The organism is Duganella phyllosphaerae (assembly GCF_001758785.1).
Lineage (GTDB): Bacteria > Pseudomonadota > Gammaproteobacteria > Burkholderiales > Burkholderiaceae_D > Rugamonas > Rugamonas phyllosphaerae.
Window position 1 is genome coordinate 49,481 of sequence record NZ_LROM01000072.1, and the last position, 16,033, is coordinate 65,513.

A 16,033-nucleotide genomic window follows, 5' to 3' on the forward strand; every position below is an offset into this window, starting at 1 on the left:
GCCTTGCTGGGTGTCGCTAGGCCAGCATTTCGAGCGCCGCTTCCCGCAGACAATGGATGAAATTGCGGCAAGCAGGATTGACTTCCTTGTCCGCCCGAATGGAAAACCCGACATCGCCGAAATGTGCACTATCGGGCAAGTCGAGGATCTGAAGCAGGCCGGAATCGACAAACTGGATCGCGGCTGCGCGCGGCATCAGCGCGATCATGTGGGTCTCCAACAACATGCCGATATTGGTCAGCATGGACAGCGAGTTGACGTGGCTGGCTGGCAGCCCCAGCCCTGCGCCACGAAACAACTTTTCCACGGCATTGTAGGAAGGTGATTCCTGCAGCGGAAAGATCCAGTCCTGCAGCATCAGGTCCGCCAGCCGCAGACCGGCTTGCAATGCCAGCGGATTGCCCTTGCCGACGACCGCGCAGAATGACTCACCGTACAGTACCTCGTGGACCAGTGGAAAGGCATGGGCCAGCGGCAGTTCCTGCTCGGGCAGGCGACCGACCACGATGTCGAGGTCACCTGTTGCCAATGCAGGGAACAGATGCGCGGTGGTCCCTTCCCGAACGGTGATCTGCACGCCAGGGGCGGCCTGACGCAGCTTCACCAGCGCGCGCGGCAACAGTTTGGCGGCTGCCGCAATCAATGTGCCGACAATCACGTGACCGGCGGCGCCGTTGCGATAGGCATTGACTTCCTCGGTCATGTAACGCGTTTCGGCAATGATCGACTTGACGCGCCGGCCGAGCATCACGCCGAACTCGGTTGGCGTCACGCCACGGTTGGAGCGTTCAAACAAGGGCGCGCCGAAAAACGACTCGAGATCGTAGATGGCCTTCGTGATGGCCGGCTGGGTGAGGCCCATGGCGTTGGCGGCGCGAACGAAAGAGCCAGACTCGAGCACCAGCTCAAAAATCATCAACTGGTTAAACTTCAGCTTGCGGCTGAGCGTCACGTTTGAAATCGGCAACACGTCCATGACGTACTCCTGCCTTCTACTCCAGGTTGAAGAAACTGGCCGCATTTCCGTGCAAGATACGCTGCTTGGCATCAAGGCTCAGCTCGCTCGACAACACCAGGTCACCGATCTTCTGCTCGCCCAGGGGAAACGGGTAGTCCGAACCCAGCATCACGCGGTCATCGCCCATCACGTCGACCAGCAGGCGCAGCGCGCCGGGATCGAACACCGCGCTATCGACGAAAAAGCGCTTGACGTATTCCGATGGCAAACGCGGGCAATCCTCGCGCACGATATCGCGATGTTTCCATGCGTTGTCGACCCGGCCGAGCAAGTAGGCGAAGCTGCCGCCGCCATGGCCGAAACAGATCTTCAGCTTCTCCGGGATACGCTCGAACGCACCGGACAGTATTAGCGACAGGATCGCCAGCTGGGTCTCGGCAGGCATGGCCACCAGCCACGGCAGCATCCAGCGCTTCATACGGTTGCCGCCCATCATGTCCCAAGGATGAACAAACAGCGGAATGTCCTGGTGGGCGCAGTGCGTCAGAAAGGCCTCGAGCTGCGCATCATCGAGATCGCGGTCGCCCAGGTGATTGCCGATCTGGACCCCAACGTGGCCGCTGCGCATGGCCCGATCGGCCTCTTCGCACGCCAGCTCGAGATCCTGCAGCGGCACCTGGGCCATGACCTTGAGCCGGTCGGGATTGTGCGCCGCAAATTCGAGTGCCAGGTCATTCATCCGGCGCGCCCAGTCGGCGGCCTGCGCAGCTTGCCACGTGTAGCCGAACAGGACCGGGGTGGCGCAAGCGATCTGGATATCGATCCCTTGCTGGTCCATTTCCTCGAGCCGGAAAGCAGGATCCCACAGGGCCTGGTACACGGGCCGGAACGCCTTGTCGCCAACCATGATCGATCCGGTAGCGCCGCCGTCATCGATCTGCAGCCAGGGCGCGCTGCCGTCGTGGTAGCCCGCCGCATCCTGCTGCGAGACGCGTGGAAAGAAGTGTGAGTGGATATCGATGCGGGGGTTGGCGCCGTTCACGAAGTCGCTCCCTCGTGGACCGGCGCGCCGCTGCCAGGATGGACCGTGCCGCAGGCCGGACATGTGCGCAACGGCACGGACGCATAGAACCGTTCGAACAGCGGCGGCAGGTCAGTAACAATACTGTGCAGTTGCACCTCGGCGCGGTGCACCAGGTTCGCGCAGTTCGCGCAATACCATTCGAAGGCATCGATCATGCCGGGAGGACGCTGGCGCTCGACCACCAGGCAGCGGCTGTCGCGCTCCGGACGCTGGGGCGAATGGCGCACGTGCGGGGGCATCAGGAAGATATCGCCCTCGCGCAGCTCGATACGTTCAAGCTTGCCCCGGTCCATGATGTTCAGGTAAGCGTCACCTTTGAACTGGTAGAAAAACTCCTCCAGCGGGTCGTCATGAAAATCGGTGCGTCGGTTCGGACCACCGACCACGGTGACCAGCAGATCGGCATCTTGCCAGATCTGCTGATTGCCGACGGGCGGCTTGAGCAAGTCAGAATGCTCATCGAGCCAACGCGCAAAATTGAGTGGTTTTCCGTACTTGAACATTATTCGTTCTCCTGTGACAGGGCCAGCGGCCGAAACGCGATGGCTTTCATTTCAATCAGCAAATGAGGGTGCGGCAACTGATGCACCGCGACGGTGGTGCGCGTCGGCCCGGTGGCGTCGAAAAACTCGGCCCAGACCCGGTTGTAGCCGCCAAAATCGTTCATGTTCACAAGGAAGGTCGATACCTCGACCAGGTCGTCGAGGGTGGCTCCCTCGCTGGCCAGGATGTCGCGCATGTTCGAGATCACCGCGCGGGTCTGGACCGCGATGTCGAGGGCGGTGGTGCCCAGGGCGTCGACCTCGACACCGTCAAGGCTGTTGTCAGGGCGGCGCGAACTGGTGCCGGAGACGAACAGGAAGTCGCCGGCACGCTTGATGTGCGGGAATGCGCCGCGCGGTGTCGCCTTGCCCGCGACGAGGGTGGCGCGCGCCTTCATTGCGCGCCCTTGGTGAAGAACTCGACACCGCCGTGGCCGGCGATCTCCAGGCTCACATGCATGCCTGGACTGAGCGCTTCGGCGGCAGTGGCGGCGCCGGCCATGATGAGCGATCCCGCCGGCAGCACCATGCCGGCGCCGAAAGCGAGGCGTGAAGCATGGACCACGCTGCGCAACGGGTCGCCCAGGATCGCCCCGGTACTGCCCATCTGCACTGCGCGACCGTTGATGCGCACGTGCACACCGCAATTGCGCATGCTACGGTCCAGTCGGTTCATGGCGCCGACCACCAGGCCGGCAGAGGAACAATTATCTGCCACGACATCCTCGAGGCCGAATTTGAAATTGCGATAGCGAGAGTCGATGATCTCGATCGCAGGCGCCACACCGTCGAGATAGGAGGCCGCTTCGATCAGCGTCAGCGGGCGGTCGATGTCGCGCCGCGTCAGGAAGCACAATTCCGGTTCGGCGCGGGCGTGGATGAAGTCGGCCAGATCAATATCGCCCCCTTCCTCGTAGAGCATGGCGTCGGTCAGCAGACCCCAGATCAGGCTGTCCACACCCATCTGCAACATCTTGGCGCGGCTGGTGAACCCGAGCTTGATGCCTATGGGCCGTTCGCCGCGCAGGTGACGAAGAGCAATCGAGGCGTGCTGAATGACATAGGCCTCATCGAGCGTGAATCCATGCTCAGGCAATAAAGGATCGATTGCGCGCCGGTCGGTGGCGGCGGCGTCGAGGGTGCGTGCCAGCGCGCCAATATCGAGTGTGCTCATCGTATTCATGGTGCTCATCGTGCACCTCCCGCTGCGGCAGCTGCCGCCTGGCCAGACTTGAGCAGGTCGAGCGCGACGTCAACGATCATGTCTTCCTGCCCGCCGACCATGCGCCTGCGCCCCAACTCGACCAGGATGTCGACGGTTGCGATGCCGTAGCGTGCCGAGGCAGCCTCGGCATGACGCAGGAAACTTGAATACACCCCTGCGTATCCGAGCGCGAGCGTCTCGCGATCGACCCGCACCGGACGGTCCTGCAGTGGGCGCACCAGGTCGTCGGCAGCGTTCATCAGCGCGAACAGGTCGGTGCCGTGATTCCACCCCAGGCGGCCGGCCGCAGCGATGAACACTTCCAGCGGCGCGTTACCGGCGCCAGCGCCCATCCCGGCCAGCGAGGCATCGATCCGGTCGCAGCCATGTTCGACAGCGACGATCGAGTTGGCCACCCCCAGCGAGAGATTGTGATGCGCGTGGATACCGGTCTCGGTCTCTGGCTTGAGTACCTCCTTGAACGCCTTGAAACGCTCGGCGACGTCGCGCATCGACAGCGCGCCACCGGAATCGACGACGTACACGCAGTTGGCGCCATAGCTCTCCATCTTCTTGGCCTGCTCCGCCAGTTGCTGAGGCGTGATCATGTGCGACATCATCAGGAAACCGACCGTGTCCATGCCCAGCTTGCGTGCATGCTCGACATGCTGGCGCGCGATGTCCGCCTCGGTGCAATGGGTGGCAACCCGCACCGTCCGCACGCCAGCGCGGTGGGCGGCGTCCAGGTCATGCAAGGTTCCGATGCCAGGCAACAGCAAGGTAGCCAGGCTGGCATGGTTTAGCACCTCGGCCACCGCCTCGATCCATTCGAGATCGGTATGGGCGCCGAAGCCGTAGTTAAAGCTCGAGCCGCGCAGGCCGTCGCCGTGGGCCACCTCGATGCTGTCGACCTTGGCCGCATCGAGCGCACTGGCAATCGCCACTGCCTGCTCGATCGAATACTGGTGGCGGATCGCATGCATGCCATCGCGCAGCGTGACGTCCGAAATGTACAGTTTGTCCTGCTTAGTCATGGGCGTATCCTCCGGCGGCAGCCATCAGTTTGGCGGCAATTGCATCGCCGGCGGCGAGCGCCGCCGAGGTCATGATGTCGAGGTTGCCAGCGTAAGCGGGCAAATAATGGGCGGCCCCCTCCACTTCCAGGAACACCGTCACCTTCAGGCCCGACCTCGGCCCCATGCCTGGAATATTGATTGGGCGATCGGCCGGAATGCGCTCGAACTGGACTTCCTGTTTGAGGCGGTAACCGGGGACATAGGCCGCCACGTCGGCCGCCATGGCACGCACCGATTCACGGATCAGGTTTTCGTCGGCGTCATCGGCAGCCAGGCAGAATACCGTGTCGCGCATCATCATCGGCGGCTCGGCAGGATTGAGCACGATGATCGCCTTGCCGCTCGCAGCGCCGCCGATGCTGACGATGGCAGCCGAGGTGGTCTCGGTGAATTCGTCGATGTTCGCCCGCGTGCCGGGACCGGCCGATTTGCTGGCGATCGAGGCCACGATTTCGGCGTAGTGCACCTTGGCCACGCGCGACACCGCGCGTACCATCGGGATCGTCGCCTGGCCGCCGCAGGTCACCATGTTGATATTCGGGCTGTCGAGATGGGCGTCGAGGTTTACGACCGGTACCACGTAAGGGCCGATCGCTGCGGGCGTCAGGTCGATCACGCGCACGCCGTGGCGCTGGAGCAGCGCGTTGTGACCGGCATGCGCCTGTGCCGAAGTGGCGTCGAAGGCGATCTTGATATTGGCGAAATTGGGCAGCGCCAGCAGGCCTTCCACGCCCTCGTGCGTGGTCGGCACGCCGAGCCGGCTGGCGCGCGCCAGGCCGTCCGAGGCGGCGTCGATGCCGACCATCGCGCCCATGCGCAGGTGGCTCGAATTACGCATCACCTTGATCATCAGATCGGTGCCGATATTGCCGGAGCCGATGATGGCGACCTCCAGCCGTTTTGGTTGAAGTTTCATGTCGTGTTCCTTGTTGATTTATGCGAAAGCCGCGCGGACTCGCCCCAGGCCTTCGATGTGGGCATCGAACACATCGCCCGAGGCGGCTTGCACCATCGGGCCCAGCGCCCCCGTCAAAATGATGTCGCCCGCCTGCAGCGGCTGGCCGACATGGACCATCATATTGGCCAGCCAGACGGCCGCCAGCAGCGGATTGCCCAGGCAGGCCGAACCGGCGCCGGCACTGACCTGTTCACCGCGCCGCTCCATCAGCATGCCGCAGCCGACCAGGTCCAGCGCATCGAGCTTGACGGGACGCGAGCCGAGCACGAACAAGCCGCTCGAGGCGTTGTCGGCCACCGTATCGACCAATTTGATGTTCCAGTTGGCGATACGGCTGCCGACGATCTCGATGGCCGGCAGGGCATAGGCGGTGGCGCCGATGATATCGGCCACGGTGTTGTGCCGGTGCGTCAACGGCCGCTCGATCACCAGGGCAATTTCGGCCTCCACCTTTGCCTGCATTACCCGCCCCTGCGCCACTTCCTCGCCGTCGCCCAGGCACATCTCGGCGAACAGCATGCCGAAGTCCGGCTGGTCTACGCCCAGCTGTGTTTGTACAACCTTGGACGTCAGGCCGATCTTGCGCCCGACCAGGCGTTGTCCGGCAGCGAGGCGCCGCTCCGTATTGATCTGCTGGACGGCATAGGCGGCCGCCACGTCGGCGATACCGGGCAAGTCCCGCACCGGCGCGCAAGGTTGCCCGAGCCGCTCGGCATCCCACAGCAAGTCGGCCGCGTGTCTGATCATGTCGTTATTCATTTTTGGTGCACTTTCCGCAGTGAGGACTTTACAAAGGAGAATTCGATTTCTACCGTGGCGTTCAGCGGCAATGCGCTGACGCCAACCGTGGTGCGCGCAGGGGGCGTCACGCGCTCGTCGAACACGGCTTCCCAGGCCGCATTGATGGCGGAGAATTGTTCGAACCGGGTGGTGAAGATGCGGGCGATCAGCAAGTCATCGAGCGTCAAACCATAGTCCGGCAGCGCCGCGAGCAAATTGGCCAGGATGCGCGTGGTCTCGGCGCCAACCCCGCCGCCTTCCAGCTGCCCGCTGACAGGATCGAGCGCCACCATGCCGGAGACCTGGTAGACCTGGCCGATGCGCACGCACGGGCTATAGCGGAAACGCGGCGCCGGGATGGCCGGCGACTGCATGGTGATACGCATGGCGGCCTCCTCAGAGCTTGATGCAGATATTCGACACGTCCGAATAGAAGTCGAGCGAATAGCGCCCCCCTTCACGGCCAAGACCCGACAGTTTGACCCCGCCAAACGGCGTGCGCAGGTCGCGCAGGTACCAGGTATTGACCCACACCAGGCCGACATGGATGCGGCGCGCGGCGCGATGCGCACGTGTCAGGTTGTTGGTCCAGAGCGCACAAGCGAGGCCATAGTCGCTGTCGTTGACGCGCGCCACTACTTCGTCTTCGGTGTCGAAAGGCGCGATATGGCACACCGGGCCAAAAATCTCTTCCCGCACGCAGCGCGCGGTGTCGGGCAATCCGGTCCAGATGGTGGGTTCGACATAGGCGCCCTGGTCGCGCTCGTCGCCAAAACGCGGCACGCCGCCGCCGGCCACGACAGTGGCGCCCTCTTCCCGCGCCAGGCGGTAGTACGACAGCACCTTGTCGCGGTGGCCGTGCGAGATCAGCGGCCCCATGTCCACCCCGTCCTCGTGCGGGAAGCCCAGCTTGAGCTGGCCAACTCGTTCGCGCATGGCGGCGACAAAGCGGTCGAAAATGGGACGCTCGACATAGACGCGCTCCGAGCACAGGCAGACCTGTCCGGCATTGGTGAAGGAGGAACGCATCACGCCGGCGACGGCGGCATCGAAATCGCTGTCGGCAAAGACTACGGCGGCATTCTTGCCTCCCAACTCGAACGACACCTCTTTGACGCCGTCGGCGACAGCCTTCATGATCGTGCTGCCGGTACTTGATTCACCGGTAAAGGTCAGCGCGGCAATGCCGGGATGGCGGGTCAGGAACTCGCCGGCGGAATCTTTGCCGAAACCGTGCACCAGATTGAACACACCGGGCGGGATGCCGGCGTCGCGCATCACCTCGGCCAACAGGGTCGCCGACGACGGCGACTCTTCCGACGGTTTGGCAACCACGGTGTTTCCGCACGCGAGCGCCGGCGCCACCTTCCAGGTAAACAGGAGCAGTGGCAGGTTCCACGGCGAGATCACACCGACCACGCCCAGCGGCTTGCGCACCGTGTAATTGAGAGCGCCGGCGCCGTCGGCCGTGTGCATCTCGTACAGGTCGGTGTTGGCTGTCTTGGCCAGGTCGGCAAAGGTGCGGAAGTTGGCCACCGCCCTGGCTATGTCGAGCGTGCGGGCCTGCTGCACCGGACGCCCGGTATCGGCCACTTCCGCCGCGACGAACTCCTCGAAGCGCGCTTCGATACCATCGGCGACCTTGTGCAGCATGGCAGCGCGCTCCTGCACGCTGAGTTTGCCCCACGGACCGGACAAGGCGCGCTGCGCCGCCTGTACCGCGCGGTCGACGGTGGCCTGGTCAGCCTCGCTGACCTCGGCGATGACGCTGCCATCGACTGGATTGATGTTGAGGAAGGTGCGGTCCGATGACAGGAACTCACCGTCCACGTAATTGCGCAATACCGTACGCCCTTGGGCGGCGTTGTCTGTCGATGCCTGACTGGTCTGATCCATGAAGTCCCCGCTGTAGTTGATGGTGCAATCTAGAGCCGAGTATAGGTAGGCGGCTGCATAAACAAAATTCAAAATATCGTGAGCCACTATTCGATTCTGGAATAGTGGCTCACGCGTCAAAGTCCAGGCTCGACGTCAGCGCACGCCTTCACCGGCCATTGCATCCGGCGTAAACACGCTGTCAGACATCCGTTTCAACAGCGGATACTGGCTCGCCTTGGTGTTCTGGAAGTTGGCATAGTAGGCAACGCCGGAGAGTAAATCGTTGTAACCGTAGCCGGAGGTGACAGTGCCCGGCAGGTCGGGGGCGACGAAATTGGACGACCAGACGGTTTTCCACAATTGGCCCTGGCCATCCCAGCGGTCGCCGATCACGCATTGCCAGGTATCCTCGTCACAGTAGTAACGGCTCTTCGCGGCCTGGTGACGCTGGCCCGCCTTCAGGCTTGCCTCGACCACCCACACGCGATGCAATTCCCAGCGCACGTGATCCGGATTGACGAAATGCGAGCCGAGCATTTCGGCATCGGTCTTCGGCTGCAGCATCTTGTTGTTGTTGTACGGGATGTAGACTTCCTTTTTACCGACCAGCTTCCAGTCAAAGCGATGCAAACTGCCATACCAGACGAACACCTCGTCAAAGCTCATCAGCCCGGAACTGGTTGGCGTCGGCGTGTCGCAACATGGGTTCGGCAACTTGCGCACCCGGCGTTGGCCGGTCAGATAAATCCAGCTCTGGTCCTTGCTGCTGTCGACGTTGTTGCGCACGACGATGGCTTCGCCGGCACGGATCGGCGGCCCGGCATTGAGCAAACGCAGGTTCAGGAAGTCACCGCTCTTGGCGAATTGCTCTGGCGAGCCATCCTCGAAGTAGTATGGCGCCTGCTGATCGCCGCCGCCGTCCAGGGTCAATACGGTGCGACCATCACTGGTGAACTGGTACTGCGTACCGGTAAAACGCATTGTCGTACCCTGCCAGCGCAGCATGTGATTCCAGATGACCTCTTCTGCAAGCTTTGGAATCGGAAACGGTACGCCACCATAAGCACCTGACGGCATGCCCTTGGTGAAGCTGGCCCTGGTAGCGTTCTTGAAGGTGTTTTCATACATCCATTCCGGCGCCGCTGCGGTGCGATGGGTCGGATAAACGTCGAGACGGTAGTCGGGATATTTCGCCAGCAGCGCGACGGTTCCTTCTGCCAGTTTGCCCGCATATTGCTGGACGTTTTTCCCGGTGATGGAAAACAATGGCTTCTCGTCCTTGAATGGATCGCCGCGCCGTCCACCCGGCTTGTCGCCGCTAATCGGTGTCGTATAGCCACCGGTCCAGGCCGGAATCGAGCCATCGGCGTTACCGGCTTTCTCGGCGCCCAGTGGGGTCAACACGGTTTTCAATTTGGCCGCTTCTTCAGGGCTGACACCAGCAAAGCTCGGCAACGAAAAGGCGGCCAGCAGCGTGGCCAGCCCAGTTGCCACTGCGATAGGTTTGTGGTTCATTCTGTGTCTCTCCTTGGTATTTTTCGGAATAATTAGAACGTGCGGCGTATCGACAGGGAAATGCTATCCCGGTCGGCAAGGGAATTACCCAATCCAAAATTGGGGTTGGTGCCAACCTGCGGCGTGTAGTCGATATAGGGCACCGCCTTGCCGATGTAATGCGTGTAGTTCATCGACAGCTGCCACACGCCCAGATAGGTCGCGTCCAGGCCTGCCGTGACGCTGCCGTTGCCCTTGGCGTCCCAGGATGTGACCGAGGAGTTGCCGTCGATCGTATAACGGACGCCGAGCGGCACGTTGAGGTCCACCCCGGACATGACCTGGCGGTAGCTCGGCGTATAGACCATTTGAATCGCGGTCGCGTTACGCGTGCGACCGGAGTCGAGCGTTTGATCCGGATCTGTCTTCGACAGCACGCGGTTCGAGGCGATCTCGCCGATCATCGACGCCTCTTGGGCAATGAAGCTTGGGCCGAAGGTCGCCAGCCACGACAAATTGAGGTGAGCGGTGCGTCCGGTAGCGGGGCGAAGCGGGGTCTGGCCGGGGAAGAAACCATGGATCATCTGCCCGCTGCGCAGCGGCATGTCGTCGCGCACGGAGCCCTCGAGCGAGAGGTTGAGGTCGCCCACCGAAAGCGACGCACTCGCACCCGCCACCTTGACATCCTGGGGGAACTGGTAATACCAGGTGCCCGCAAGCGTGCCGTCGGCATTGGGTGCGCCGCCAGGATTGAGTTGGGCGGTCAGTTGACCATCCTTGTCATGGAACCGCGCAAAATAGAAGCCAAGGTCGGTCTCGTCCACCCGCCACTTCAGTTGTACACCGAACTGACCCGAATTTTTGGGCTCGTGGTCGCCGCCTGGTGCCAATGTGTACGTGCCGGCGGGACCAAGGCCTAGCGGCTGGGGAAAGTTGGAACCGCCCCAGATCAGATTACTGTTGGAGTAGTAGCTGCCGGCCGGAGCCAGGCGGTCGGCTTCCCAGCGGAACTGGTAGTAAGCGCCGACTGAAACGTCCGGAGACAGTTGAACCAGTGACGAGATTTGGGGCACCGGACGGATGATCTCCTTGAACTGCGCATTGGGCGAGGCGAGCAGCTTGAAGATGTCAATCGGACCTTGGGCACGGGCGATGGCGTTGTCGCCAAAGAACAGGCTTTCGCCCCATTGCAGCGAATGTTTACCGAGGCGAACAGTGGCTTTGCGACCTTCGCCCAGGTCCCAGCCACCGAACACGAAGGCGTCGAGCAGTTCTGCTTTGCGCCCTGCTTCGTCCTTGGTGTAATTGCTGAAGGTGTTATAAGGCGTCTGCCCGTTCATCCGGTCGATCGCGTCGCTGCGGCCCTGGATTGAAAAGTCCTGCCAGGCCGCCATGCTGGCGCGCACGCCGAAGTTGCGCTGGTAGATGGCATCGAATTCGGACAACAGGTCGAGGCGGTTGGAAACGAAGCCGCTTTTGCGGAAGTTATCGTCGCCGGCGTTGAAACCGAGGCCGGTTGGCGCTTGTCCCGCAAAGGAATTTGCCAATGCCGGATCGGCGTTCTTCAGGCGATACGTCGTGCCTGCCTTGACGGTGTTATCAAAGCGAACCGACCAGTCAGGATCGGCTACACTCAACTCGCCCGCTTGCACATTCGCTGCCCCCAGCATGCACGCAGTCGCCAAGATCGGCCAACACGCCTGGCGGTTGGCAGCACTTCCCATTTTTTTGCATTTCACGTTATCTCCTCTGTTTCGGGGTTATTGTTTTGACGAACTACGAAAGGTAGTTTGCCTTGAGGAGTCGCTTATTCTCTTTCAGGAAACTGCGCATTTCCATGCTGTGCGTGGTTACTGCCCTTGCGCCTCCAGCCGAAGTTTGAAGCGTTGCAGCTTGCCCGTTTCCGTGCGCGGCAGCCTGGTGCGAAATTCGATCTTGCGCGGATACTTGTATGGCGCGATATTCTGCTTGATGAAGTCCTGCAAGGTCTTAGCCATCTCGGCACTGGGCGCGATTCCCTGTTTGAGCACCACATAGGCCATCACCACTTGACCGCGCTCCTCGTCAGGACAGGCCACGACGGCGCACTCGGCCACGTCGGGGTGCTGCATGAGCCCCTCTTCGACCTCCGGACCGGCGATGTTGTAGCCCGCCGAAATAATCATGTCGTCGGTGCGCGCGCGGTACCAAAAATAACCGTCGTGGTCCATTTCGTAGGTATCGCCGGTGACATTCCAGCCATTGACGACATACTCGCGTTGACGCGGATCGGCCAGGTAGCGGCAGCCGGTCGGGCCTTTCACGGCCAGCCGTCCGGGCACGCCCGGTCCCACCTGCCGGCCGGCGGCGTCCAGGACACAGGCGGTGTAGCCGGGGATAGGTTTGCCGGTGGCGCCGGGGCGTATCTGGTCGTCGGCGGCGGAGATAAAAATGTGCAGCATTTCGGTGGCGCCGATGCCGTCGATCATGGCCAGGCCGGTGGCCTCCTGCGAGCGCTGGCGTGTCTCGAGCGACAAGGCCTCGCCCGCCGACACCGACTTGCGCAAACTGCCCAGGTCATGGTTGACAGCCAGCGGCGCCATCTGGCGGTAAAAGGTCGGCGCGGTCACACAGATGGTGACGCGATAGTCGGTGATGGCCTTGAGCAGCAGGTCCGGGCTCAGTTTTTCCATCAGCACCGTGGCCGCACCGAAACGCATCGGGAACAGCAGCAGGCCGCCCAGTCCGAAGGTGAATGCCAGCGGTGGCGTACCGATGAACACATCGTCTGCCTGCACCTTCAGCGTCGAGCGCGGAAAGCAATCGCAGATTGCCATCACATCGCGATGGAAATGCATGGTGCCTTTCGGCCGACCGGTGGTGCCGGAGGTGAAACCGATAATGCAGACATCTTCCGCGGCGGTGTCCACTGCCGTGTAATTACCGGGCCTGGTTGCCATCAGCGCCTCCAGCGAGGCAGGTCCGTCATCGTCGAAATACAGGACGGCAGGTGGGCGGGCGGCTTGTGCAATGCCCAAGACCATTTCCTGCTTGAGCGCGCCGGCGCACAGGACGGCGTTGACTTCGGCCAGGTCGAGGATGGTGTGCAGTTCCTTGGCGCGCAACAACGGCATGGTCGGCACGGCGATCAGGCCGGCCTTCCAGATGGCCAGTATGCTGGCGGCCATCATGGCATTGTTGGCGCCGCGCACCAGCACGCGGTTTCCGGTGCGCAGTCCCAAGTCCTCGCGCAACACGTGGGCGATGCGACTGACCTGCGCCTGCAACATGGCATAGCTCCAGCTGCCGTGCGCGCCATGTATCGCCGGTGCATCGCCACGCCCGGCGGCAACCATGGTATCGAGCAGTTCGACGGCACAGTTGATGCGCGCCGGGTAGGCTGGCAGCGTCTCATCGAAAATCAGCTCGGGCCACAGTGTGCGCGGTGGCAAGTTATCATTGGCGTAGGTGTCCTGGTATGCGGTCGTGGTCATGTTGAATTCAGCCATGTCATTCGGTGCTGGCAGCGCCCAATTGGGCAGCGGTCCCGAAGCTATGTTGATAGACGAAGGTCTCGAGCGGGTGGCGGTCGCTGGGCACGTCACGCTCGCGCAGTCCGTCCGGCAAATCGGCGCGCGCGCCCTCCCTGCCAACCGCAATGATCGCTTCCGGCCGCATATTAGACGGCAATTGCAGCACGCTCGTCGCACGTTCGACGTCGAAGCCCGTCATCGCGTGCGTGCTCAGTCCGATGCTTGACGCCTGCAGCGCCAGCAGCGCCCAAGCAGCGCCAGCATCAAAGCTGTGGCTATACGATGGCTGCCGTTCGCCAGGCGTCTTGGTGGCGACATCGACTTCCGAGCAAATACAGATCAACGCACCTGCCGCGCCGGCCCAGCCCTGGTTGAACGGGATCAGCAGATCACGCATGGCATCCCAACCGGCATCCCCGCGCAAGGCAAAAACGAAGCGCCATGGCTGCATGTTGAAGGCGGACGGCGCCCAGCGCGCCGCTTCGAACAGCGCGGCCAGTTCTTTGCGGTCAACCGGTGCAGTGCGGTCGAAGGCGCGGGTGGACCAGCGCTCCAGGATCACGGGCAGGATGGGATGGTGAGAAACGCGAGTGTTCACGATAAGTCCTTTAGCAGCGGGCCAACCTTGGCCCGCCGGGTGTTGATTGTTCCGAAAGCTCAAGCAGGGAGCGCGCCGGTGCAGGCCATGCGGCCGTCGACCCACAGCAGTGGATCGATGGTGGGATGACAATAGACTTCCGTCACTTCCCCGATGAAAATGGTATGTGTCGCCACCTCCATGGTCGCCGAGACCACGCAGACCAGGCTGGCCACCGCGTCGTTCAGGATCGGCAAGCCATTGCCCGCAGCAATCCAGTCGCCGACTTCGAATCGCTCACGGCCCTTTTTTTGACCGCTGAAGATACCGACGATTTCGGCATGCCGTTCGGCCAGCAAATTGACGCAGAAGCGCCCTTCCTGCTTCAACACCGGTGACAGGCTTGCGTTGCGGTTGACCGCCACCAGCAGCGTCGGTGGATCGGTGGCGACCGACGTCACGGCGGTGGCCGCCATCCCCGTCCAGTCGTCGGCGGTGCCCGAGGTAACGATCGCAACCGTCGCCGCCAGGCGTCGCATTGCCTGTTTGAAATCTGCCTGTACTGTTTCCATAGTCATGTCCATCGTCTGTCACCTCTAAGTTGATGTGCCGCGCAAGGCCCCAGCTGCGGTGCGGATGGGGCCATTGCGGGCGCCTGGGTTCAGCCCAGCGGGCTGGCTGGATCGCGCAGACCTGCCTGTTCCAGCAGCGGCAGCACCGACTCGCCGAAATTGGCCAGGCCTGCTTCGTAGTCCAGCCAGGTCAACAGCACGCCATCGACACCTGCTTCGGACATCATCGCAAGCGTGCCTGCAATATCCTGCGCCGTACCCAGAACCGGGTAGCCGCCGTAACCCGCCGCGATGGCGAATTTCATCTTTTCAATCACGCCTTCGGGCATGGTCTTGGCGTTGCCGATATTGTTGGCAATGAACGCATCGACGCCCTCATCGTCGCCGCGCGTGACCACGTAGTCCTCGACATAGGCACGGGCTTCTTCCATGCTGTCGCGCTGGACGACATAGCTGGACATCCAGACCTGGATCTCCTTGCCATATTTTTCCCGTGCGAAATCGCGGTAATGGTCGACCTGTTTCTTCAGGGCCGCCGGACGCGGATCTTGCGGAATGATGAAGGCGACGTCGCATTGTTTTGCGGCGAACTCGCGTCCGCGGTCAGAGCCGCCGGCATTCATCAGGATCGGCTTCGGATACGGCGATTTTGGCTGAATGATCGCCTTCTTCAGGTCATAGAAGTCACCTTTGAAATCGATGCCTGCCTGTTCGTCCCAAAGACGGCTGAACACCTGTACCCATTCGTCGGCAAGTCCATAACGATCGTCGTGGCCCAGCATTTGGCTGCCGAACATTTCCATTTCTTCGCGATACCAGCCGCAGACCAGATTCATGCCGAAGCGGCCCTTCGAAATCAGGTCCACCGTCGCCGCAGCCTTGGCTGCGATGATGGGATGAATCACTGACAGATGGACCGTGCTCATGATGGAGATGCGTTCGGTAACTGCAGCTGCGGCAGCGGCCCAGGTAAAGGTTTCGAACAGATCGCCGGAGTAATGGTTGTCTTTGGAAAATGCCTTCCAGCGCGACGCCGACACCAGCGCCTCGATGCCGAGTCGATCCGCCATCTTTGCAATACGGGCATTGTTGTCCCAGGTCGCCTGAAAGCGGTCCGGATGGTTGGTGAAAGCGGCGCCGCCGTTGACGCCAAAGACGCCAAGCTTGAGGCGGTTGGAACCGCGCATCGGATTCCTGTTCTGCGTATCGTTTGTCATGTCTCTTCTCTTTCTAGCCTCGGCTATTTGGTTGCGGAATATTTTTTCTCGACCATGAGCTGATCGTTGCAGGCAGGTTAGCAACGGCTGTCACGGATGGCTTTCAAAATCCTGCGACAAAAATTGGTGCGGCGCGATCCGACTATGCCTTGCGGCACCATTAGAAATGCGCAGTTTCTTG

General features: G+C 61.9%; 16 protein-coding genes. All 16 read right to left on the reverse strand.

Annotation, left to right across the window (positions count from 1 at the left end):
- Positions 1–16: 16 nt before the first annotated feature.
- The 16 genes from DUPY_RS09325 to DUPY_RS09400 all read right to left on the reverse strand — a co-directional run bounded on the left by DUPY_RS09325 (position 17) and on the right by DUPY_RS09400 (position 15,852).
- On the reverse strand, positions 17–976 hold the full coding sequence (locus tag DUPY_RS09325; protein ID WP_070247552.1) for a LysR family transcriptional regulator: 960 nt from the start codon (positions 974–976) through the stop codon (positions 17–19).
- Between the two features lie 16 nt (positions 977–992).
- Entirely contained in the window at positions 993–2,000 is a 1,008-nt protein-coding gene (locus DUPY_RS09330) for an amidohydrolase family protein (RefSeq protein WP_229255306.1), read from the reverse strand.
- Positions 1,997–2,545 carry a 3-hydroxyanthranilate 3,4-dioxygenase gene (locus DUPY_RS09335; RefSeq protein WP_070247553.1) on the reverse strand — a complete coding sequence of 183 codons (549 nt, stop codon included), beginning with the start codon at positions 2,543–2,545 and terminating at the stop codon, positions 1,997–1,999. Before DUPY_RS09335 ends, DUPY_RS09330 begins: the two co-directional genes overlap by 4 nt.
- Positions 2,545–2,982: a RidA family protein gene (locus tag DUPY_RS09340; protein WP_070247554.1), complete on the reverse strand. Its 438-nt coding sequence runs from the start codon at positions 2,980–2,982 to the stop codon at positions 2,545–2,547. Before DUPY_RS09340 ends, DUPY_RS09335 begins: the two co-directional genes overlap by 1 nt.
- Positions 2,979–3,767 carry a 2-keto-4-pentenoate hydratase gene (locus DUPY_RS09345; RefSeq protein WP_371851771.1) on the reverse strand — a complete coding sequence of 263 codons (789 nt, stop codon included), beginning with the start codon at positions 3,765–3,767 and terminating at the stop codon, positions 2,979–2,981. The genes DUPY_RS09340 and DUPY_RS09345 overlap by 4 nt, the downstream gene beginning before the upstream one ends.
- Positions 3,768–3,772: 5 nt before the next feature.
- Positions 3,773–4,822: a 4-hydroxy-2-oxovalerate aldolase gene (dmpG, locus tag DUPY_RS09350; protein ID WP_070247555.1), complete on the reverse strand. Its 1,050-nt coding sequence runs from the start codon at positions 4,820–4,822 to the stop codon at positions 3,773–3,775.
- A complete protein-coding gene (locus tag DUPY_RS09355) occupies positions 4,815–5,780 on the reverse strand; it encodes an acetaldehyde dehydrogenase (acetylating) (RefSeq protein WP_070247556.1) in 966 nt (321 codons plus the stop codon). The genes dmpG and DUPY_RS09355 overlap by 8 nt, the downstream gene beginning before the upstream one ends.
- 18 nt (positions 5,781–5,798) lie before the next feature.
- Complete coding sequence (locus DUPY_RS09360) at positions 5,799–6,581, reverse strand: 2-keto-4-pentenoate hydratase (RefSeq protein ID WP_070247557.1); 783 nt, start codon at positions 6,579–6,581, stop codon at positions 5,799–5,801.
- Positions 6,578–6,988, reverse strand: coding sequence for a RidA family protein (locus DUPY_RS09365; protein ID WP_070247558.1), 411 nt, complete (start codon positions 6,986–6,988; stop codon positions 6,578–6,580). Before DUPY_RS09365 ends, DUPY_RS09360 begins: the two co-directional genes overlap by 4 nt.
- A 10-nt stretch (positions 6,989–6,998) precedes the next feature.
- Positions 6,999–8,498, reverse strand: coding sequence for a 2-hydroxymuconic semialdehyde dehydrogenase (locus DUPY_RS09370; protein WP_070247559.1), 1,500 nt, complete (start codon positions 8,496–8,498; stop codon positions 6,999–7,001).
- A gap of 135 nt (positions 8,499–8,633) precedes the next feature.
- Positions 8,634–9,995, reverse strand: a complete 1,362-nt coding sequence (locus DUPY_RS09375; protein WP_070247560.1) for a DUF1329 domain-containing protein — start codon at positions 9,993–9,995, stop codon at positions 8,634–8,636.
- 32 nt (positions 9,996–10,027) lie between these two features.
- Positions 10,028–11,713: a DUF1302 domain-containing protein gene (locus DUPY_RS09380; RefSeq protein ID WP_141749486.1), complete on the reverse strand. Its 1,686-nt coding sequence runs from the start codon at positions 11,711–11,713 to the stop codon at positions 10,028–10,030.
- 111 nt (positions 11,714–11,824) lie between these two features.
- Positions 11,825–13,447, reverse strand: coding sequence for an AMP-binding protein (locus DUPY_RS09385; RefSeq protein WP_070247630.1), 1,623 nt, complete (start codon positions 13,445–13,447; stop codon positions 11,825–11,827).
- A 16-nt stretch (positions 13,448–13,463) separates the two neighbouring features.
- Positions 13,464–14,084 carry a nitroreductase family protein gene (locus DUPY_RS09390; RefSeq protein ID WP_084640637.1) on the reverse strand — a complete coding sequence of 207 codons (621 nt, stop codon included), beginning with the start codon at positions 14,082–14,084 and terminating at the stop codon, positions 13,464–13,466.
- A gap of 59 nt (positions 14,085–14,143) precedes the next feature.
- Positions 14,144–14,635, reverse strand: a complete 492-nt coding sequence (locus tag DUPY_RS09395; RefSeq protein WP_208600018.1) for a flavin reductase family protein — start codon at positions 14,633–14,635, stop codon at positions 14,144–14,146.
- 89 nt (positions 14,636–14,724) lie between these two features.
- Positions 14,725–15,852 carry an LLM class flavin-dependent oxidoreductase gene (locus DUPY_RS09400; protein ID WP_070247562.1) on the reverse strand — a complete coding sequence of 376 codons (1,128 nt, stop codon included), beginning with the start codon at positions 15,850–15,852 and terminating at the stop codon, positions 14,725–14,727.
- Positions 15,853–16,033: the final 181 nt, after the last annotated feature.